Source organism: Pseudarthrobacter sp. NPDC092439 (genome assembly GCF_044754945.1).
Classification (GTDB): domain Bacteria; phylum Actinomycetota; class Actinomycetes; order Actinomycetales; family Micrococcaceae; genus Arthrobacter.
On sequence record NZ_JBIVQB010000004.1, the window covers coordinates 99,824 to 119,052 of the forward strand.

The 19,229-nt window shown below is 67.0% G+C and carries 19 protein-coding genes; 7 read left to right on the forward strand and 12 right to left on the reverse strand.

Features of this window, described 5'->3' with window-relative positions; all coding sequences use genetic code 11:
- Positions 1 to 42: 42 nt before the first annotated feature.
- Positions 43 to 1,170 carry an aromatic acid exporter family protein gene (locus tag ACIQCM_RS10950; protein ID WP_400607614.1) on the forward strand — a complete coding sequence of 376 codons (1,128 nt, stop codon included), beginning with the start codon at positions 43 to 45 and terminating at the stop codon, positions 1,168 to 1,170.
- 6 nt (positions 1,171 to 1,176) lie between these two features.
- Here ACIQCM_RS10950 and ACIQCM_RS10955 read toward each other — a convergent pair whose 3' ends face one another.
- From ACIQCM_RS10955 to ACIQCM_RS10965, 3 genes are read right to left on the reverse strand one after another with little or no spacing between them, the layout of a single operon-like run.
- On the reverse strand, positions 1,177 to 2,046 hold the full coding sequence (locus ACIQCM_RS10955; protein ID WP_400607617.1) for a PRD domain-containing protein: 870 nt from the start codon (positions 2,044 to 2,046) through the stop codon (positions 1,177 to 1,179).
- Between the two features lie 56 nt (positions 2,047 to 2,102).
- Positions 2,103 to 3,512: a glycoside hydrolase family 1 protein gene (locus tag ACIQCM_RS10960; protein ID WP_400607619.1), complete on the reverse strand. Its 1,410-nt coding sequence runs from the start codon at positions 3,510 to 3,512 to the stop codon at positions 2,103 to 2,105.
- Positions 3,513 to 3,554: 42 nt separating this feature from the next.
- The gene (locus ACIQCM_RS10965) at positions 3,555 to 5,504 is read right to left on the reverse strand and encodes a beta-glucoside-specific PTS transporter subunit IIABC (protein WP_400607621.1); all 1,950 of its coding nucleotides are present in this window, start codon (positions 5,502 to 5,504) and stop codon (positions 3,555 to 3,557) included.
- A 220-nt stretch (positions 5,505 to 5,724) separates the two neighbouring features.
- On the opposite strand from ACIQCM_RS10965, the gene radA reads away from it, so the two are divergent.
- Positions 5,725 to 7,098: a DNA repair protein RadA gene (radA, locus tag ACIQCM_RS10970; RefSeq protein WP_400607623.1), complete on the forward strand. Its 1,374-nt coding sequence runs from the start codon at positions 5,725 to 5,727 to the stop codon at positions 7,096 to 7,098.
- On the opposite strand, the gene ACIQCM_RS10975 is transcribed toward radA, so the two are convergent.
- Entirely contained in the window at positions 7,095 to 7,376 is a 282-nt protein-coding gene (locus tag ACIQCM_RS10975; RefSeq protein ID WP_400607624.1) for a hypothetical protein, read from the reverse strand. The genes radA and ACIQCM_RS10975 overlap by 4 nt on opposite strands.
- A 131-nt stretch (positions 7,377 to 7,507) precedes the next feature.
- Between ACIQCM_RS10975 and ACIQCM_RS10980 the strand changes: the two genes are divergently transcribed.
- Positions 7,508 to 7,987: an NUDIX domain-containing protein gene (locus tag ACIQCM_RS10980; protein WP_400607626.1), complete on the forward strand. Its 480-nt coding sequence runs from the start codon at positions 7,508 to 7,510 to the stop codon at positions 7,985 to 7,987.
- Positions 7,988 to 7,995: 8 nt separating this feature from the next.
- Here the strand turns inward: ACIQCM_RS10980 and ACIQCM_RS10985 are convergent, their stop codons facing one another.
- Both ACIQCM_RS10985 and ACIQCM_RS10990 read right to left on the reverse strand, forming a co-directional pair.
- Entirely contained in the window at positions 7,996 to 9,225 is a 1,230-nt protein-coding gene (locus ACIQCM_RS10985; RefSeq protein WP_400607627.1) for a beta-ketoacyl-[acyl-carrier-protein] synthase family protein, read from the reverse strand.
- Positions 9,226 to 9,231: 6 nt separating this feature from the next.
- Positions 9,232 to 10,845, reverse strand: coding sequence for a peptide chain release factor 3 (locus ACIQCM_RS10990; RefSeq protein WP_400607629.1), 1,614 nt, complete (start codon positions 10,843 to 10,845; stop codon positions 9,232 to 9,234).
- Between the two features lie 365 nt (positions 10,846 to 11,210).
- On the opposite strand from ACIQCM_RS10990, the gene ACIQCM_RS10995 reads away from it, so the two are divergent.
- Together ACIQCM_RS10995 and disA are read left to right on the forward strand one after the other, a co-directional pair.
- A complete protein-coding gene (locus tag ACIQCM_RS10995) occupies positions 11,211 to 12,362 on the forward strand; it encodes an acyltransferase family protein (RefSeq protein WP_400607631.1) in 1,152 nt (383 codons plus the stop codon).
- 174 nt (positions 12,363 to 12,536) lie between these two features.
- Positions 12,537 to 13,613 carry a DNA integrity scanning diadenylate cyclase DisA gene (gene disA / locus ACIQCM_RS11000; protein ID WP_400607634.1) on the forward strand — a complete coding sequence of 359 codons (1,077 nt, stop codon included), beginning with the start codon at positions 12,537 to 12,539 and terminating at the stop codon, positions 13,611 to 13,613.
- A gap of 13 nt (positions 13,614 to 13,626) precedes the next feature.
- Here disA and ACIQCM_RS11005 read toward each other — a convergent pair whose 3' ends face one another.
- Entirely contained in the window at positions 13,627 to 14,280 is a 654-nt protein-coding gene (locus ACIQCM_RS11005; protein WP_400607636.1) for a hypothetical protein, read from the reverse strand.
- Between the two features lie 233 nt (positions 14,281 to 14,513).
- Between ACIQCM_RS11005 and ACIQCM_RS11010 the strand changes: the two genes are divergently transcribed.
- Entirely contained in the window at positions 14,514 to 15,440 is a 927-nt protein-coding gene (locus ACIQCM_RS11010) for an A/G-specific adenine glycosylase (protein ID WP_400607888.1), read from the forward strand.
- Between the two features lie 41 nt (positions 15,441 to 15,481).
- Positions 15,482 to 15,970 carry a hypothetical protein gene (locus ACIQCM_RS11015; protein ID WP_400607639.1) on the forward strand — a complete coding sequence of 163 codons (489 nt, stop codon included), beginning with the start codon at positions 15,482 to 15,484 and terminating at the stop codon, positions 15,968 to 15,970.
- 25 nt (positions 15,971 to 15,995) lie between these two features.
- On the opposite strand, the gene ACIQCM_RS11020 is transcribed toward ACIQCM_RS11015, so the two are convergent.
- The 5 genes from ACIQCM_RS11020 to ACIQCM_RS11040 form a co-directional block, all read right to left on the reverse strand.
- Positions 15,996 to 16,151, reverse strand: coding sequence for a hypothetical protein (locus ACIQCM_RS11020; protein ID WP_400607640.1), 156 nt, complete (start codon positions 16,149 to 16,151; stop codon positions 15,996 to 15,998).
- Between the two features lie 68 nt (positions 16,152 to 16,219).
- Complete coding sequence (gene dhaM / locus ACIQCM_RS11025; RefSeq protein WP_400607642.1) at positions 16,220 to 16,912, reverse strand: dihydroxyacetone kinase phosphoryl donor subunit DhaM; 693 nt, start codon at positions 16,910 to 16,912, stop codon at positions 16,220 to 16,222.
- Positions 16,909 to 17,547 (reverse strand): dihydroxyacetone kinase subunit DhaL, encoded by a 639-nt coding sequence (dhaL, locus tag ACIQCM_RS11030; RefSeq protein ID WP_400607890.1) that lies wholly within the window; start codon positions 17,545 to 17,547, stop codon positions 16,909 to 16,911. Before dhaL ends, dhaM begins: the two co-directional genes overlap by 4 nt.
- Positions 17,544 to 18,545, reverse strand: coding sequence for a dihydroxyacetone kinase subunit DhaK (gene dhaK, locus ACIQCM_RS11035; protein WP_400607644.1), 1,002 nt, complete (start codon positions 18,543 to 18,545; stop codon positions 17,544 to 17,546). The genes dhaL and dhaK overlap by 4 nt, the downstream gene beginning before the upstream one ends.
- 156 nt (positions 18,546 to 18,701) lie before the next feature.
- Complete coding sequence (locus tag ACIQCM_RS11040) at positions 18,702 to 19,211, reverse strand: amino-acid N-acetyltransferase (protein ID WP_400607645.1); 510 nt, start codon at positions 19,209 to 19,211, stop codon at positions 18,702 to 18,704.
- Between the last annotated feature and the right edge of the window lie 18 nt (positions 19,212 to 19,229).

Below are 19,229 nucleotides of genomic sequence, written 5' to 3' on the forward strand. Positions count from 1 at the left end.
CATTTCAGGCCGTATGGGCGGCCACGAAATAGACTGGGGCCCATGGCGCCCTCGGCAGGACTCTCAGCAGGCAGACGGTTCCTGCGCGGCCGTGTCCAGACCGGGCTTATCCGGAGCCGGAATTCCTTGGTTCCAGCCGTCCAGATGACGGTCTGCGCGGTGGGAGCATACGCCTTTGCCGAGTACGTGCTGGGTCACTCCGGCCCGCTGTTCGCCGCCACCTCCTCGCTGATCGCCCTCGGGTTCTCCCGTGAACCGCGGCTTCGGCGTGTCGTGGAGGTGGGCCTGGGCTGCACCATCGGCATCGCCGTGGGTGACCTGCTGCTCCACTGGTTGGGCGGCGGAATCTGGCAGGCCGCCGTCGTGCTTCTTTTCTCGATCCTGCTGGCCCGCTTCCTGGACAGCGGCACGATCTTCACCACGCAGCTGGGGCTGCAGTCCCTCCTGGTGGTGCTGCTGCCGGCCCCCGACGGCGGGCCGTTCACGCGCAGTATAGACGCCGTGGTGGGCGGGCTGTTCGCCCTGCTGGTGACCATCCTGATTCCGAAGGATCCACGCCGCGAACCCCGCAGGGACGTCCGGAAGCTGCTCCACGAGCTGGCTGAGGTGCTGCGCGATTGCGGGACGGCCTTGGTCAACAGCGATTCCACCCAGGCGTGGCATGCGCTGATCCGCGGCCGGAACTGCCAGCCCCTGGTTGACGCGATGCGCCAGTCGCTGCGCTCGTCCGGCGAGGTGGCCACCCTGGCGCCCGCGTACCGGAGGCACCGCGAGGAGCTGGAGCGGCTCACGGAATCGCTTGATTTCATCGACCTGGCGCTGCGGAACAGCCGGGTGTTCGCGCGGCGGCTCACGAGTGCCATCAACCACGCCGCCCTCACGGATGCTGCCACCGAGAACATCGCAGAGGTTCTGCAGGACACCGCTGCCGCGATTGACGAGCTTTCGCTGGGCCTGGCGGAAACGCACGACGGCGTTCGGCGCGCCCACCTGCGCACCGCCCGGCAGGAACTCAGCGAGATCGCCCTGCGGCTGCATCCCAAGCTGCTGGAAGTGGAGCGGCTGGAGGGCGAGACCGTGGTGATGCTGTACCGGCCGCTGATGGTGGACCTCCTGGAGGCCACCGGGATGGACGCGCAGGAAGCTCGGGACGTGCTTCCGGCGCTGTGACGGTGCTCAGCCCTGGGTATCGGCTGCTTGCTGGAGCCTCAGGTCATCGGCCATGCGTGCCACGTGCAGGGTCAGGTAGGTGACCTCGTCCTCGGTCAGGGGCTGGCTCAGCCGCAGCTCCAGCACGGCTTGCAGCTTCAGGGCGGTCCCGTAGGCGTCCGGGTAGGCAGTGCGGATGGCGGAACCAAGGCCGGTGGCCCCTTCGGCCAGCTGCCTGCCGGTGTGGGCACGGACGAAGAAATACCGCAGATGTGTGATGAACCGGGCGGCGTTCACGGTTTCCCTGTCGAACGCCCGCCCGTAGGCCTGCTCCAGGACCTCGAACAGCTGCGCGAAAACCCCGGTCATCTGGTACGTGTAGGAAAGGTCTCCGCTGGCAAAACCCGCGTTGACCAGATGCAGGGCCACCGCCACCGCCTCATCGCGCGGCAGCGGCTCCTCAAGCCTGCTGTTGACGAAATCCACGATCTGCTGGGCCATCCGTAGCTCGTCCGGGTAGAGATGGGCCACCTCGGCGCGGAGGGGGTATTCGATCAACAGGCCTTGGCGCAGCCGCTTGATGGCGAAGCTGAGGTGGTCCGCGAGCGCCACGACGGTAGTGGAGTTCAACGGCGCCGCCATCCCGCCGCGGGCGATCTCCAGCGCCTGGTCCGCGAGCATCAGGTGTTCCGGCGGGATGGCGGCCACCAGCGCACCGAAGTTGTCCGCGTTGCGGCCGTCTTCCGGGACGAAGACCCGGACCACCTTGGCCCGGTCCACCTCCTGCCCCGGCTTCGCCTGGAAACCCAGGCCGCGGCCGGTGAGGATGACCTCTCCCCTGCCGTCCGCGTCCCGGGCGAGGACGACGTTGTTATTAAAGACGCGAAGCACCTCCACGCCGTCCTCCTTTCGTTCCTGACCCGGCAGCCGTCGTCGTGCGCTGCCGGGTGCCGCTAGTTCAGGCTGGCGCCATTGGTGGCAATGACTTCCTTGTACCACCCGTAGGACTTTTTGGGGTAGCGGGCAAGGGTGCCGGTGCCGTCATCGTTGCGGTCCACGTAGATGAAGCCGTAGCGCTTGCTCATCTGGGCCGTCGAAGCGCTCACCACATCGATGCAGCCCCAGGAGGTGTAGCCCATCAGCCGGACGCCGTCGGCCACCGCCTCGCGCGCTTGCACAAGATGGTCGTTGAGGTAGGCGATCCGGTAGTCGTCAACCACCGTTTTCGTCCCGTTCACCTCCACAAGCTGGTCTTTGGCGCCCATGCCGTTCTCCACGATGAACAGCGGCTTCTGCCAGCGGTCCCAGTAGTCGTTCAGGGCCACGCGCAGACCCTGCGGATCGATCTGCCAGCCCCATTCGGAGGCCTTGAGCGTGGGGTTGGGCACTCCGCCCATAATGTTGCCGGGGCCCTTGCCCTTCCTGGCGGGGTCAGCAGTTTCGCAGATGCTCATGTAGTAACTGAAGGAGACGAAGTCCACGGTGTTTTTGAGGTCTTCGCGGTCCTGCGCGGTGATCTCCAGTTCAATGCCGTTGTCCCGGAAGTAGCGCAGCAGGTAGCCCGGGTACTCGCCGCGGCAGTGGATGTCGCCGAACGCGTAGCTGTCCTGGGCTGTGTGCATGGCAGCCACAACGTCGGCGGGATCCGGGGTGAGCGGGTAGACCGGCAGGGCGATGATCATGCAGCCCACCTGCGCGCCGGGCATGAGCTCGTGGGCCAGTCTGGTCGCCCGGGCCGACGCCACCAGCTCGTGGTGGATCGCCTGGTAGAGGTCCTGCTTGGTGAGCTGCTCCTTGGGCGTGGGGATTCCGCCGGAGAGGAACGGTTCATGAATCACCGAATTGATCTCGTTGAACGTGAGCCAGTACTTCACCCGGCTGCCGAAGTGCTCAAACAGGGTGCGGCAGTAGCGCTCGTAGAAGCCGATCAGTTCGCGGTTGGTCCACCCGTCGTACTTCCGGGCAAGGTGCAGCGGGGTCTCGTAGTGGCTGATGGTCACCAGCGGTTCGATGCCGTGCTTCTCCAGCTCGTCCAGAACGCGGGAGTAGAAGGCCAGGCCTTCGGCGTTGGGGGTTTCCTCATCGCCCAGGGGGAAGATGCGGCTCCAGGCAATGGAGAACCGGAACACTTTGAACCCCATCCCGGCGAAGAGCGCAATGTCCTCCGCATAGCGGTGGTAGAAATCGATCGCCACCTGCTTGAGGTTGTCCGGCGTCGGCCCCTCGGTGGGGGCCTCCGTGATGCCCTTGGGCATGACGTCCTGGATCGACAGGCCCTTGCCGTCCTCGTTGTAGGCGCCTTCGAGCTGGTTGGCGGCAGTGGCGCCGCCCCACAGGAATCCGTCAGGGAAAGTGGTGGTCACAGTTGTTCCTTTGTCAGTCGGGGTTGGCTGGATGTGACGGCATCAGGGCCGGACGCTGATGGCGGCCTGGCCCTGCGCCAGGGTGCCGCCGGGCAGTGACGCCCCATCCACGGGTGTCACGCTGGCAAGTTGGGCGGTGTTGGTGACCATCACCAGAGTGGTGGTGTCGTAGCCGGCTTCAGCCACCAGGTCCAGGTCCACGACGGCGAGAAGGTCGCCCGCCCGGACCTGGTCGCCGCGGACCACGGCTGCTTCGAAGCCACGCCCCTGGAGCTGCACGGTATCGATTCCGATGTGGACCAGGACCTCCACACCATCGTCGGATTTGATGCCGAAGGCGTGGCCGGTCTTCATGGCGGCCTTGATGGTTCCGGTGATGGGTGAACAGATGCGGCCGTCCGCAGGGACGATGCCCAGGCCACTGCCCATGGCGCCGGAGGAGAACACTTTGTCCTGGACCTCCGCCAGTGCCACAGCCTGACCGGACACGGGAGCCAGGAGCTCCACGGTGCCGGCCGTACCGGCGGACGCGGCGGGTCCGGCCGCGCCGGTGGCCGGCTGAACCGGGACGGGCGAACCTGCCTCCAGCGGGTCCGCGGCGGACCCGGGAAGGGGCGCGCCGGCGTCGTCCGCGGCTTCCAGCTCACGCGGGCCGAAGAAGAAGGTGAGGGTGAAGGCAATGGCGACGGCGAGGCCGGTACCCAGCAGCTGGAGGCCGAAGTTGCCCACGGTGCTGAAAGCCGGCAGGCCAAGGAGTGACGGGAATACGAAGGAGCTGGCGCCGCTGCCGCCGACCGCCGCGATGGCGCCACCGACGATGCCGCCCGCAATGCCGAAGTAGAACGGCTTCTTCAGCGGCAGGTTGACGCCGTAGATGGCCGGTTCGGTGATGCCGGCGAGGAAGCCGGAGAGTGCTGCAGGTCCCGCCACGGTACGGCGGGCCTTGTTGCGGGTACGGAGCATGACGGCAAGGGTAGCCGCGGCCTGGCCGAGGACTGCCGCCAGCAGCGGGCCCATCATGAGCGAGTAGCCCTGCGTGGACATTTCACTGAGCATGCCGGGGACCAGACCCCAGTGCAGTCCGAAGAGGACGAAGACCTGCCAGAAGCCGCCCATGATGGCGCCGGCGAGCCAGGGCACGTAGGTGAAGGCGGCGTTGATCCCGGCGGAAAGGCCCTGTGCGGCAAAGGTGGTGACTGGGCCCACCGTCATCAGGACCAGTGGAACCATGACCAGGAGCGTGAGCAGCGGCGTGGTGAAGTTCCGGATGGCTGACGGAAGGACACCTGTCAGGAAGCGCTCAAGGTAACCCTGCAGCCATACGGCCACGATGATAGGCAGCACCGAACTGGTGTAGTTCATCATCACCACCGGAATGCCGGCGAAGCTGACCGGTGCGCCCGCGCCTGCCAACGCCACGATGCTTGGATAGACCAGGGCTGCAGCGATGGCCATGGACGTGAACTGGTTGGTCTTGAACCGTTTGGCAGCCGTGACAGCCAGGAACACCGGCAGGAAGTAGAAGAGGGCGTCAGCGGTGGCTGCCAGGATCACGTTGGTCTGGGATTCCGGTGCCAGCCAGCCCAGCTGGGTGGCCAGGCTGAGGAACGCCTTGAGCAGGCCCGCCGCCGCCAGCGGCCAGATGACTGGCGAGAAGATGGACGAGATGAGGTCGATGAAGCGGTTGAAGAGGTTCCCTTGCGGCGCCGTCTCCGCTTCGGCGGGGGTGCCGTCCGTGACTTTGGTGATCCTGCCAAGCTCAGCGTAGACCGTAGGAACGTTATCTCCGATCACGACCTGATATTGGCCGCCGGCCTTCATCACGGTGATCACTCCGGGCAGCTTTTCCACGGCTGCGGTGTCTGCCTTTGCCTCGTCGCGCAGCTTGAGCCGGAGCCGGGTGGCGCAGTGGGTGGCGCCGGCAATGTTACTTTCGCCGCCAACCCCCGCCACGATGTCGCCGGCCAGTGACCGGTAGTCCACAGTTGCCATGTCAGACCTCTCTGTCTATTTTTGGGCACAAAAAAAGACCCGAGACGCACGTGCTGTGCTTCTCAGGTCTTGCCTCTTACGAGTAACAATCCTGTAGGCGAAATTGCCTTCGACGTTGAACTATAGCGGTGATTCAGGTCACGCGCAACGTCCCAGGTTGAGCCGGGTCGGTTGGCAGGCCGCCGGCTGCTTGTCGGTCGCCGCCGCTAGGGTTGAACGCATGGCAACAAAGACTTCCCGGGCCTCCAAGGCGCCCGCCTACAAATGCGCCGAATGCGGCTGGACCACGGTCAAGTGGGTTGGTCGCTGCGGCGAGTGCCAGGCCTGGGGCACCGTGGAGGAAACCGGAACCGCCGTAGCACGTACGACGGCGGCCGCCACCGTTGCGGAGCCTGCCCGCCGCATCGCTGAGGTAGACGCCACTACGGCGGCTTTCCTGCCCACGGGCGTGGACGAACTGGACCGCGTCCTCGGCGGCGGGCTGGTGCCGGGGGCCGTGATCCTGCTGGCCGGTGAGCCCGGCGTCGGAAAATCGACGCTGCTGCTTGATGTCGCCGCGAAGTTCGCACGCACCGCGCAGGACGTCCTGTACGTGACCGGCGAGGAATCCGCCGCGCAGGTGAAGCTGCGCGCGGAGCGAATCGACGCCGTCGCCGATTCCCTCTACCTTTCCGCGGAAACGGACCTCGGCCAGGCGCTGGGACAGGTGGAGAAGGTGGAGCCGCGGCTCCTCATCGTCGATTCCGTCCAGACCCTCAGCAGCGCGGACGTGGACGGCAGCGCCGGCGGAGTCTCGCAGGTGCGTGAAGTGGCCGCCTCCATCATCGCCGCGGCCAAGCGCCGCAACATGACCACCCTGCTGGTGGGCCACGTGACCAAGGACGGCTCCATCGCGGGCCCGCGCCTGCTGGAGCACCTGGTGGACGTGGTGTGCCAGTTCGAGGGCGAAAGGCACTCCCGGCTGCGGCTGCTGCGTGCAGTGAAAAACCGCTACGGGCCAACCGATGACGTGGGCTGCTTCGACCTGAACGAGAACGGCATTGAAGGGCTGGCGGACCCCAGCGGACTGTTTGTCAGCCGCACCAAGGACCCGGTTTCCGGCACGTGCATCACGGTGACCATGGAGGGCCGGAGACCTCTGCTGGCAGAGGTGCAGTCCCTCCTGGCCGAAAGCCCCAACTCGCAGCCCCGCCGTGCCACCAGCGGCCTGGACAGCTCGCGGGTGTCCATGCTGCTGGCCGTGCTCCAGCAGCGGGCCGGGACCCTGCTGCACAAGGACGATTCCTACGTGGCCACCGTGGGGGGAGTGAAGCTCAGCGAACCCGCGACGGACCTCGCCGTTGCCCTGGCGGTGGCCTCCGCCAAGGCGCGGAAACCGCTGCCGGTCCGACTGATCGCCTTCGGGGAGGTGGGGTTGGCTGGTGAGGTCCGGCCCGTCCCCGGGATCAACCAGCGGATCCAGGAAGCCCACCGGCTCGGTTTCACCCACGCCGTGGTTCCCGCCAGCCATACCGGCCCGGGACCCATCCCGGCAGGGTTTTCCGTCCGGGAAGTGGAGCACCTGACCGAGGCGCTCAGCCTGCTGATCGGCTAGCCGATGGGGCGGGGGTCGGCATCTTCCTGATGGGAATTTTCCTGGTGGGAATTGAACAGCCACCCGGCCACATCGCTGCGCAACACCAGCAACGGGCCTCCGGTGGGGCTGACGTTCCCGGTGGGCACGTAATAGCCGCGGCCCGATCCGGGCCCGCCCGCCGCCTGATCCAGCGCATCGACGAGGTGGCGGGGCAGGTGTCCCTGCGGTCCCAGCACGCGGAGTTCATCCAGTTCTTCCGGCGTCAGCCGTCCCAAAACCTCAGCAATGTTGGCCATGACGGGTGTCCCTTCGAGCTAAGTGCCTGAAGGATTACCCTAGAGCAGGGCTGTGAACTGCAGGTTAACTTCTGCGGCCATTTTGAAGTCGTCCGGCCTGAATTCGTCGCTGGAACCAGGAAGGGGCCGGAATGCCTGTCCGAAGTGCCGGAATCCTGCTGTACCGGCGTCGAACCGACGCCGTGCTTGAGGTGTGGATCGCGCACATGGGCGGCCCGTTCTGGGCCGGGAAGGACGAGCGTGCATGGTCCGTTCCCAAGGGTGAATACCTGGAGGATGAAGACCCGCTCGTTGCCGCGCTGCGCGAGTTCCACGAGGAGATGGGAACTCCCGCTCCCGTCGCCGAATACACCCACCTCGGCGACTTCCGCCAACCGTCGGGCAAAGTAATTACTGTTTTCGCCGCCGAGGCAGCGTTTGACCCGGGGGCGATCCGCAGCAACACGTTCCCCCTCGAATGGCCCAGGGGTTCCGGCCGGGTCCAGGACTTCCCGGAAATTGACGACGCCCGGTGGTTCGCCGCACAGGACGCCCGCCTGAAGCTGGTCAAGGGCCAGGTCCCGATCCTCCACGCGCTGGTGGCGCACCTCGGCGCCCTACCGGGTGCCTGACGCGGCGGCTATTCGCCGCTGACCACCAGGGCGACGCTGTGCCCGCCGAAGCCGAACGCGTTCACCAGGCCGGTGCGCGGGCTGTCCGCAGGCAGCGCCCGGACGTGTTCCGCCACGACGTTGAGTTCCACTTCGGTGTCCTGCGCCTGCAGGTTCAGCGTGCCCGGCAGCCGGCCCTCGCGGAGTGCCTCCAGGACCACAACTGCTGCCAGCGCCCCGGCGCCGCCCAGCAGGTGGCCGGTGTGGCCCTTGGTGGAGGTGACCGGCACGTCGGGCCCGAAGATGGCGTTGATCGCCAGCCCCTCCAGCCGGTCCCCCACAGGCGTGGAGGTGGCATGCGCGTGGATGAAGCCGATGTCAGCCGGTTGCAGGCCGGCAGAATCCAGTGCCTTCTGCATGACGCGGCGCTGCATCACGGGGTCGGCGGCGACGATGTCGTTCGCGTCGGAAGTCACCGCACCTCCTGCCACGGCACCCAGGACGGCGGCTCCCCGGGCGCGTGCATGGGCCTCGCTCTCGAGCACCACGATCCCTGCCCCTTCGGCCAGCACGAAACCGTCGCGGCCGCCGTCGAACGGGCGCGATGCCCGGGAAGGATCGCCGGTGCGGCCCGAAAGCGCCCGAATCTGGGAGAAACCGGTGATCACCAGGTCGTTCACGGACGCGTCCACCCCGCCGGCAATCACGACGTCGGCCGCACCGGAGCGGATCATCTCGGCTCCCTGGACAATCGCCTCTGCCCCGGAGGCGCAGGCGCTGACAGGGGTCCGGGCGCCGCCCTTGGCGCCGAGGTCGATGGACACCCAGGCGGCGGGGCCGTTGACCATCAGGCGGGTCAGTGTGTGCGGGGAAACCTTGCGCGGACCCGAGGCCGCGAGCACGCGGTCCTGCTCGAGGGTGGAGCCCAGGCCGCCGTACGCGGAGCCGATGACCACAGCGAACCGTTCCGGATCGACCTCGGGCGCACCGGCCCGCGCCCACGCCTCGCGGGCGGCGACCAGCGCAAGCTGCCCGCACCGGTCCATCCGCTTCATCTCGCGGGTGCTGAGCCGCTCCGAAAGGTCGGTGGTGACCCGGCCGGCTATCCTGACCGGAAGCTGCTCCGCCCAGTCCTCGTCCAGCGCGGCGATCCCGGAGGTGCCGGAGATGAGTCCTGCCCAGGTTTCGGCAACGGTGGAACCCACCGGGTTGATGGTGCCGGAGCCGGTAACCACCGCACGGGGCTGTGATGCGTTCAAGGTGCCCTACTTCGCGGGGTTGTGGGTGCCGATGGGCACCAGGGTGAGGTCGGGGTGGTTCTTTTCGATCCGGCGCAGCGCCCACACGTCGGTGAAGAGGGCGAGGTATTCGCCGTCGGACCGCAAGAGAACCTCAGCGCCGGGCACGTTCGCCAGCGCAGGCATGGCATCCGCCGTCGTAATCCTGGCAAGGGAGTAGGACAAGCGCTCCAGGCGCATGGGCGCGCTGAAGTCGTGCGCCATGCGGTCCTCCACCACCTCGAACTGCATGGGTCCGACGGCGGCGAGCACCGGCGCCTGGTCGCCGCGGAGGTCGGAGCGGAGCAGCTGGATGACGCCCTCATGCTCGAGCTGCTCAATGCCGCGGCGGAACTGCTTGAACTTGCTGGGGTCCTTGGAGCGGGCTACCTGGAAGTGCTCGGGTGCGAAGAGCGGGATGGCCGGATACTCGACGGGTTCCTCAAGGAAGAGGCTGTCACCCACGCGCAGGGAGGAAGCGTTGACCAGCCCGACGACGTCGCCCGGGTACGCCTCGTCGATGACCTCGCGTTCGCGGCCGAACACCTGCTGGGCGTATTTGGTGGCGAAGGACTTGCCGGTGCGGGTCTGGGTGACCACCATGCCGCGCTCGAATACGCCGGAGCAGACGCGGATGAAGGCGACGTGGTCCCGGTGCGCCTTGTTCATGCCGGCCTGGACCTTGAAGACGAAGCCGGAGAAGGGAGATTCGACGGGCCGCGGGGCGCCGTCCACGTCCGGGCGGGGTGCCGCCGGCGGGGCGAAGTCCACCAGCGCGTCCAGCAGTTCCTTGACGCCGAAGTTGAGTGCCGCGGAGCTGAACAGGATGGGGGTGGCCTGGCCGGCGTGGAAGGCCTCGACGTCGAACTCCAGGTTGGACTCGATGACCAGCCCGGCCTCGTCCACGGCGTCGGACCAGTTGCTGCCCTGGTCCGCCGCGGCTTCCTCCGGGGAGAAGTACTCGGTGATCGCGATCTGCGCACCGGCATTGTTGCGCTGGAAGCGGGCGAAGCGGTCGTTGCGGAGGTCCCACACGCCGCGGAAGTCGCCGGAAATGCCGACGGCCCAGGTGAGCGGCATGGGCTGCAGGCCGGTGCGCTCGGTGATCTCGTCCATCAGGGCCAGTGCGTCCAGGCCGGGCCGGTCCCACTTGTTGATGACGGTGATGATGGGCAGGTTGCGCTGCTTGCAGACCTCGAACAGCTTCATGGTCTGCGTTTCCAGGCCCTTGGCGGCGTCCACGAGCATCACGGCGCAGTCGACGGCGGCCAGCACCCGGTAAGTGTCCTCGGAGAAGTCGGCGTGGCCGGGGGTGTCCAGCAGGTTGATGACCGTGTCCCGGTAGGAGAACTGCAGCGCCGCGGAGCTGATGGAGATGCCGCGGTCCTTCTCCATCTGCATCCAGTCCGAAACGGTTTCCTTGCGGTTGGCCTTGCCGCTGGAGGCACCGGCAGTGCCGATCACCTTCGCATGCAGGGCGAGCGCTTCCGTCAGGGTGGACTTGCCGGCGTCAGGGTGCGAGATGACAGCAAAGGTCCTGCGGCGGCCGGCCTCTTTGTGAATCGCATTGATCCGGGCTGGGGTCAGGACATCTTGGGACACGGTGCTACCTTCGCTGCGGTTGGGGCTGCCCGGGCAACGGAGCGCCATTCATGGCGCTGCGCTCCGGGGCACTGCGGCCGCGGGGCTTTCAAACCTACAGCCGGGGATACAGGCTGCCGAACAGCCAAGCATCCAGTTTATCGCAGGGTCACGAACCACGACGGCGGGACGGCGCCTCAACGGTGCGGCATACCGGTGAAGCGACGTCCTGCGGAAATCCTCGCCTATTCCTTTGTCATTCCTGCCCCTCTTGGCCATCCGGGGGCGCGACGTTTCACTTAGCCTTAAAAGGCACAGGGAAAAGTCCCGCTGCCGCCCCCTGACCGGGGACTCGAACACCGCACGCAACCCTGAAAGCTCCCGCCATGATTCCCCTCGTCACCACGGTCGCGGGCTTTGCCGGGGGTGAGGCCGGGGGCAGGGGCGTGCGCCTGGATTCCTTGACGAGCCTGAGGTTCTTTGCCGCGGCAGCCGTGGCGCTAATGCACGCGTCCGGCCTCTACGATGTCCCTATCCTGAATCTCGGCTTTATCGGTGTGAGTTTCTTCTTTGTACTGTCCGGCTTCGTCCTCACGTGGGCAGGAGCGGCCCACGACGGTCCTGGAACCTTCCTCCGGAACCGCATTGCCAAGCTCTTTCCTCTAAGTGCAGCGACGCTCGCCGTCGCTGCACTTATTCCGGTGGCACGGAATTCGAGTGGGGCGTCCTTCCTTCACAGCCTGCTCCTTCTCCAGGCGTGGTGGCCCTCGTCGGCTCCGTCGTTCAACCCCGTCGCGTGGTCCCTGTCAGCCGAAGCATTCTTCTACCTCCTCCTGCCGCCACTTTTGGCAAGGATGCGTCGGTTCAACAGCCGCGAACTGTTGGGCACCATCGTCTTCCTGAGCCTGCTGCAACCCGCAGTAGGAACTGCGTTCCAGTTCATTCTGGGGACGGAGATCAATGCCTGGGCGGCGCAATTTTTCACCTACAACTTTCCGCCCTACCGGCTTCCCGAGTTCGTGATTGGGGTGGCCTTGGCATTGCTCCTCAAGTCGGGCTATGTCCCTGCCCACCGGATCCAGCTGCTGGTTGCTGGCCTCGCCACGGCAGGGCTCATGCTTACGGTCCTGGCAGCCAATGTGTATGTGGGCCTCTGGTGGGTTTGCCAATCGCTCATGCTGCCCGCCATCGTTGCCCTGATCTGGTCGGCTGCCCGGCGGGAGCTCTCCGGTACCAGCCGCCTGCTAACGTCACCGCCCCTGGTAAGGCTCGGAGAGCTCTCTTTCGCCTTTTATATGGTCCATTACCTCGTCCTGGGGACGGTCGGACTTCTCGTTGGCCGGGGGGCGCAGGGGCTGCCCTGGCCGCTCGCCCTGCCTGCATTGATCTGCGCGGCGGGCATCACATGGCTTGCTCACCGATACATCGAAAAACCCTGTGAGCGCGCACTGCGCGATAATCCTCCCCGGCTGGCTGAGCCAACGGCGGAACCGCAGCGAAATGGACGTGCCGCAGCCCGCCGTCGAACGCGTTCCTGACGGGGTTTCCAAGGCGGCCCGATGAGGCACTTTGGGGCTTGAACATGCGGAATGCGGGCACTCTTACCTCTATCATGGAGCTTGCGGGAATCAGAGCACTTTTGAATCCTGCCGGCGGAGCACCCAAGCCGGCATTCCTGCGGGCGGCGGTCCGCACCTTTGAAGGGAAAACCTATGGCGCGGAGCCCCGAAGAATCGCTCAAGGCGACTCTGGGCAGGGTAGCACCCGGAACCCCCCTGCGTGACGGTCTGGAGCGCATCCTGCGGGGCCGGACCGGCGCGCTGATCGTGCTCGGCTCTGACCGGACCATCGATTCCATCTGTTCCGGCGGGTTCGACATCGGGATTGATTTCTCCCCCACGCGGCTGCGCGAACTGGCCAAAATGGACGGCGCCATCATCTGCGACAAGGACGCGGGCAACATCCTGCGGGCCGCCGTGCAGCTGGTGCCGGATTCGAGCATCGAGACGCATGAGTCCGGCACCCGCCACCGGACCGCCGAACGCGTGGCCATCCAGACCGGGGTTCCGGTGATTTCGGTCAGCCAGTCCATGCAGATCATCGCCCTCTACGTGAACGGGCTGCGCCACGTCCTGGAGGGCTCCGAGAAGGTCCTGGCCCGCGCCAACCAGGCCCTGGCCACGCTGGAACGCTACCGGTCCCGGCTGGACCAGGTCACCAGCTCCCTCTCCGCCCTGGAAATCGAGGCGATGGTCACCGTCCGCGACGTCGCGGTAACCCTGCAGCGGCAGGAAATGGTGCGGCGGATTTCGGAGGAGATCTCCCAATACGTCCTGGAACTTGGCGAGGACGGACGGCTGCTGTCCCTCCAGCTCGACGAACTGACCGCCGGGCGGGGTCCGGGCAGCGACGTGGTGATCCGCGACTACGCCGGGCCTGACGCCACACCGGAGGACATCGAGGCCGCGGTCAATGCCCTGATGAACCTGGGCCCCACCGAGCTGATCGACCTGGGCAAGATCTCGGGCATCATCGGATTCGCCGGCGGGGTGGAAACGCTCGATGCTGTGGTCCAGCCGCGCGGCTACCGGCTGCTCTCGGGCCTCAAGGCCGTGCCGAAGGCGGTGGCCGACCGCCTGGTGGACCACTTTGGCGGGCTCCAGTTCCTGATGGCAGCCACCATCGACGACCTCATGACGGTGGACGGCATCGGCGACCAGCGCGCCCGGACGGTCCGCGAGGGCCTGAGCCGGATGGCCGAGGCGAGCCTGCTGGACCGGTTCCTGTAAACCCCGTCGAGGGTCAGTGCAGCTGGAAGACAGCCTTGGGGCTGGTCTTGGCGCCGAGCTTCGCCGTGAACACGTAGTACGCGCCGCCGGCGCCCGGCTTCGCATCGATCGCCCGGCAGCCTTCCACCGTGCGGTTCCGGGACCACGGGAAGTTGGCCGTCTCGCTGGCGCCCGGGGCGATCTCCTTGATCAGGTCCTCGCTCCTGGCCTGGCAGTCGCGTGAGGAGAAGATGCGGTCCTCGCCGCTGGTGACCAGGAATTCCATCTGTGAGGTGCCGATGTTCACCTTGCAGGGAATTTTTCCGCCGTTCGTCACCTTCAGGGTGAGCAGCGGTTTTTCGTCCGGGCCGTATGCAGCCTTATCCGTGGCCGCGGTAACGGTCACCAGCTTCTGGTCGCAGGAAGGCGTGGGAGTGGGAGACGGGGTATCCGCCGGCGAGGACGAAGCCGTGGCTGAAGGCGCTGCCTGGCCGGCCGACGACACCTGTTCACGTCCGTCGAAGACGCCACCGGCAGCCATGCCCCCGGCCACCATCGCGGCAACGGCCAGCAGCACACCGCCGAGGAACAGCCGACGCCGGCGGTAGACCGCGGCGCTCGGCTTCCGTACGGCGGATGCTCCGGACCCGGCCTTGCCCCGTGATGATGAATTGCCTTCCCGTCCCATCCTTCTAGGCTAAAGACTCGCCCCGGCTTCCACCCCCGGACCACGCCGGGGCGGACCATTGCGCTGGTCACAACGGCGGTTCCAAGCCCGGGAAGATCCGTTTCCGGGCACCCGTGGCGATCCATTACAGTGTTGGAATCGACACTGACACCGCCCTTCCCCGAAACACCGCTGCGCCTGCCGGCACCCCCTCGGCCGCGCCGGCAGGCGGAGCCGCCCCTGGTCCTGACCACCTGGCACGCCTGCATGAGGACATCACCGGCTGGTTTTCCGAGACCGCGCGCGACCTGCCCTGGCGGCACGCATCCTGCTCCCCGTGGGGCGTCCTGGTCAGCGAAATCATGCTGCAGCAGACCCCCGTGGTCCGCGTCCTCCCGGTGTGGCAGGAGTGGCTCCGGCGCTGGCCCACCCCGGCTGCCCTCGCCGTCGAACCTTCCGGCGAAGCGGTCCGGCACTGGGGCCGGCTGGGCTATCCGCGCCGGGCGCTGCGGCTGCACGCGGCAGCGTCCGCAATCGTCTTCGACCACGGCGGCGAAGTGCCCGGAAACTACGCCGAACTGCTCACGCTTCCCGGCGTTGGCAGCTATACAGCGGCTGCCGTAGCCGCCTTCGCCTTTGGCCGCCGGGAAACCGTGGTGGACACCAACATCCGCCGCGTCCACGCCCGGCTGGTTTCCGGAGCGGCGCTTCCCGCTCCTGCCCTTACCGCGGCGGAGATGCGCCTGGCCTCGGCTCTTTTGCCGGACGACGACGGCAGCTCCGTGCGCTGGAACGCTGCGGTAATGGAGCTGGGCGCCGTGGTCTGCACCGCCCGCGCGCCAAAGTGCGGCGACTGCCCGGTACGGCACGCGTGTGCGTGGCTTGCGGCAGGTGAGCCGCCGCCGTCGTACGTTCCCAAGGGCCAGGCGTGGCATGGCACCGACCGGCAGGTCCGCGGCGCCGTGATGGCGGTCCTGCGGTTGGCGGAGGTGCCCGTTCCGGCGGAGATGTTCCGGCAGGAACCCGCCGACCTTGGCTTTGCCCCTGCCGGGATCGGGGTGCCGCTGGCCGCCCTCCACCGGCTTAACACGGCCCCGGAACAGCTGGACCGAGCCCTGTCCGGACTCGTCACGGACGGCCTCGCCGAGCTCGACGGCGGCGGCTACCGGCTGCCTGCCTGAGCACCCTCGACGGGCGCCCGCGGCAGCCCTACGCTGAAGGTATGGGCAGGCCAGGGCTGCTGATCGCGTTATTGACGACGGCGGGGCTCGCCACCGCGTGCGAGCCTTACGCCCCGCCGTGCCCGGCCATCGCCCAGGCAACCGTGGTTTCCGTGACCGTTGCCGCGAGCTACGCCCCTGATGTCAGGTCCGTTCACCTGAAGGCGTGCCAGGACGGCGACTGCAAGGAAGGGGAGCTGGAGCTTCGCCCCGGCAGCGTCTCCATCGACCAGGGCTGCGATGCCTACGGTGCCTGCTCCGCGACCTCCTCCCCGGATGGCACCAAGGTTGGTTTGCTCATGCTGGATGTCCTGACCGAATCAGCCATCGATGTCACCGCCACCGGCACCGCCACGGACGGCTCCGCGCTGCCGGTGCGCACGCTGACGTTCCGGCCGCGGGCCAACTACCCCTTCGGCGAAAAGTGCGGACGGTTCCTGGACGCGTCGGTGGTCCTGGACCGGGACGGTCTGCGCGCGCTGGGGAGCTGACGGGCGCGGGCAGGACAGTTGGAGGCTAGAAGAGGGCCGGCTGGCTGAAGGGGGCGTTGGTTCCACTTGGGGTGGTGCCGGCACGCCATTCGAAGCCGAGCTCAGCCAGGAGTTCCTCCACGGATATCTGTCCGTCAAGCACTTCGATCTCCGTGGCGTTTTCGAGCTCCAGCCGTTCCATACCAACGAGCCTATTGGCGCCATCCACCGGAACCGGACTGAACACACCGGCGAGGCGCAGATCCGGGCCTATGGTTCGCCGAACCCGGCCTGGACCAGTCCGCCGACGTAGTTGACGGCGCGTTCCGCGTCCTGGCCCCAGGCCTCCACATGCAGCACGGAACCCTGCCCGGCGGACAACGTCATCAGCGCCATGATGGATGCACCGTCCACCCCGTTGACCGTCACCTCCGCATCCAGTGCGGCCAGCCCCCCGGCTATTTTGGCTGCCGGCCGGGCATGCATGCCCGCTTGGTTGATAAGTTCGAAGTCCCCTGTGAAGTCCGGCCCCAGCCCGGACGCGGGCCCGTCCGCAACCGACTGCATCCTGAGATCGTGAGGATGCGATGGCCGCCCGGCCGCTTCGGCAGCGTGTTTCACTGCAAGCATGCCAGCTCCGCCCTGCGCGGCAACAGCCGCAGCCACCAGGCCCTCCACGAGAGGAGCGTCGGCCAGGAGAACGCTCGCCGGCCGGTCCGCGAATTCAAGGGCGGACTCCGCCGTCATTACAGCGGAACCCAGGTCAGCCAGGACTACTGCCTCCCCGTCCTCCGCAACGCTCCCCAGCGCGGCGAGGACTTTCTCCAGACTGGTGCCGATCCGGCCGTCCGTGGTACCGCCCGCCGGGAGGATGAGGACGTCCGGCGCCATTTGGGCAGCGAGTTCCGCAGCACCGTCGGCGATTTTTTCGCTGTGGGACACCACCACGAGGCTGACCGTCATGCGGCGGCTCTGACGGCGGCGCGGAGGATCAGGGCGCTGGAAACAGCCCCGGGATCCCGGTGCCCTGCGCTTCGCTCACCAAGATAGCTGGCCCTGCCCTTCCTGGCCACCATGGGGTCGGTGGCCACCGCTCCCGTTTCGGCTGCCTCGGCTGCGGCGGCCAGGACGGCCAGCGGGTCGGCTGTGGCATCAGCGGCCACCTCCTGGGCCGCTTCAACGGCCGGCGTCCAGGCGTCCACCATGGTCTTGTCACCGGGCTCTGCCTTCCCCCTCGCCACGATCCCGTCGCGCGCAGCGGTAAGGGCAAGCGCCCATCCAGCCGGGTCGATCTCCGCAGAATCGCCGAGGGCGGCGGCGGCGCGAAGGAACGCCGTGCCGTAGAGGGGTCCCGCTGCACCGCCCACCGTAGACATGAGGGTCATGGCGGTGAGCTTCAATGCGGCCCCCGGCGTTTCCGGCGGCGCTCCCGCCAGCTTGCCCATAACGGCCTGAAAGCCACGGTCCATGTTTTCGCCATGGTCCGAGTCCCCGATGGCGCGGTCCAGCTCAATGAGCTCCACCCGGTGATCGGACATCGCTTGGGCGCACAGCGCCAGCCATTTGAGTGTCCAGTTCAGATCCAGCACCGCAGTCAGATTCCCCACCGCAGAGCCGCCGTGTGCACGGGGGCATCCCACAATTCAGTGAGTTCATCGTCCAGGCGCAGCACGGAGATCGAACAGCCCTGCATTTCCAGGGCGGTAATGTAATTGCCCACCAGCGAACGCTCCACGGTGGCGCCCCGGTCCGCAATGACCTGGGCCGCCCGCCGGTAGACAATGTAGAGCTCGCTCAACGGCGTCCCGCCCATCCCGTTAACGAACAGGAGGACCCGGTCCCCCGCGGTGATTCCGAGGTCCGAAAGAACCGGCTCGAGCAGGCGGTCCGTGATGCCGTCGGCGCTTTCCATTGGGATCCTGTGCCTGCCGGGTTCGCCGTGGATGCCTATGCCGATCTCGATTTCATCCTCGTTGAGGTCGAAGCCGGGCGATCCGGAATGGGGAACGGTGCACGCGGAGAGCGCGACTCCCATGGTCCGGACGTTGGCGTTGACGCGCTCACCGATGGCGGCCACGGAGTCCAGGTCGTCGCCCCGTTCCGCGGCCGCACCTGCGATCTTCTCCACCAGGACGGTTCCGCCCACGCCCCGGCGTCCAGCTGTGTACAGCGAGTCCTCCACGGCAACGTCATCGTTCACCAGGACGGTCCTGACGCTCACACCCTCGGCTTCGGCGAGTTCGGCTGCCGTCTCGAAGTTCAGTACGTCGCCGGTGTAGTTCTTCACCACATGCACGACGCCGGCCCCGGCGTTCACAGCGAGGGTCGCCGGAAGGATCTGGTCCGGCGTGGGCGAGGTGAACACCGCCCCCGGCACGGCGGCGTCAAGCATTCCCCTTCCAACGTAGCCGGCGTGCAAGGGTTCATGGCCGCTGCCGCCGCCGGACACGAGACCCACCTTGCCCGCCACCGGCGCATCCTTGCGGGTGACGAAGAGGGGTTCCATATTGGCAGAAACAATGCCCGCATAGGCCAGGCCGAAGCCTGCCACGGATTCGGCCACCACCGAACGGGGGTCATTAATGAGTTTCTTCACGGTCTGACTCCTGGCCTATGGTTCCTGGAGGGTTACCCTTCGACCCTAATCACGGGAACGCGAAAGGGACAGCCCCCAATGACTGTCCCTTTTCGCGGGCCCCCCATCGCGGCCAAGGACAGTTTATCCAGCGAGTCGAATAACACAAGTCAAGCGTCACAGAACCCGGATCATGCGGGTGTTTCCCAACGTGTTCGGCTTTACCCGGGCCAGATCCAGGAACTCGGCCACACCTTCGTCATGTGAACGCAGCAGCTCCGAATACACCTCGGGGTCGACGGCCGACTGGTCCGCCATCACCGTGAAACCGTGCCGCGTGAAGAAGTCCACCTCGAACGTGAGGCAGAAAACGCGGCTGACGCCCAAGGACCGGGCCTCGTCCAGCAGGCTCTCCACCAGGACGTGCCCCACACCCTTGCCCCGCCAGTCCGGCGACGCTGCAAGGGTGCGCACCTCGGCCAGGTCCTCCCACATGACGTGCAGGGCACCGCAGCCGATCACGTCGCCGTCGGCCGATTCCGCGATCCGGAACTCCTGGAGGCTCTCGTAATACGCCACCGTTTCCTTGGCCATCAGGATCCGCTGGTCGGCCAGCGGCGCAACCAGCTTCTTGATGGCGGACACGTCGCTGGTGCGGGCAGGCCGGATGTGGAACGAGTCAGTCACAGGCCCATCCTAGTTCGC

Bases quoted from the DNA above. Each gene is read 5' to 3' on its own strand.
- ACIQCM_RS10950 (WP_400607614.1), top strand. From the start codon at position 43: ATGGCGCCCTCGGCAGGACTCTCAGCAGGCAGACGGTTCCTGCGCGGC.
- ACIQCM_RS10965 (WP_400607621.1), bottom strand. From the start codon at position 5,504: ATGGCAACTGTGGACTACCGGTCACTGGCCGGCGACATCGTGGCGGGG.
- radA (WP_400607623.1), top strand. From the start codon at position 5,725: ATGGCAACAAAGACTTCCCGGGCCTCCAAGGCGCCCGCCTACAAATGC.
- ACIQCM_RS10975 (WP_400607624.1), bottom strand. From the start codon at position 7,376: ATGGCCAACATTGCTGAGGTTTTGGGACGGCTGACGCCGGAAGAACTG.
- ACIQCM_RS10980 (WP_400607626.1), top strand. From the start codon at position 7,508: ATGCCTGTCCGAAGTGCCGGAATCCTGCTGTACCGGCGTCGAACCGAC.
- ACIQCM_RS10995 (WP_400607631.1), top strand. From the start codon at position 11,211: ATGATTCCCCTCGTCACCACGGTCGCGGGCTTTGCCGGGGGTGAGGCC.
- disA (WP_400607634.1), top strand. From the start codon at position 12,537: ATGGCGCGGAGCCCCGAAGAATCGCTCAAGGCGACTCTGGGCAGGGTA.
- ACIQCM_RS11005 (WP_400607636.1), bottom strand. From the start codon at position 14,280: ATGGGACGGGAAGGCAATTCATCATCACGGGGCAAGGCCGGGTCCGGA.
- ACIQCM_RS11015 (WP_400607639.1), top strand. From the start codon at position 15,482: ATGGGCAGGCCAGGGCTGCTGATCGCGTTATTGACGACGGCGGGGCTC.
- ACIQCM_RS11020 (WP_400607640.1), bottom strand. From the start codon at position 16,151: ATGGAACGGCTGGAGCTCGAAAACGCCACGGAGATCGAAGTGCTTGAC.
- dhaM (WP_400607642.1), bottom strand. From the start codon at position 16,912: ATGACGGTCAGCCTCGTGGTGGTGTCCCACAGCGAAAAAATCGCCGAC.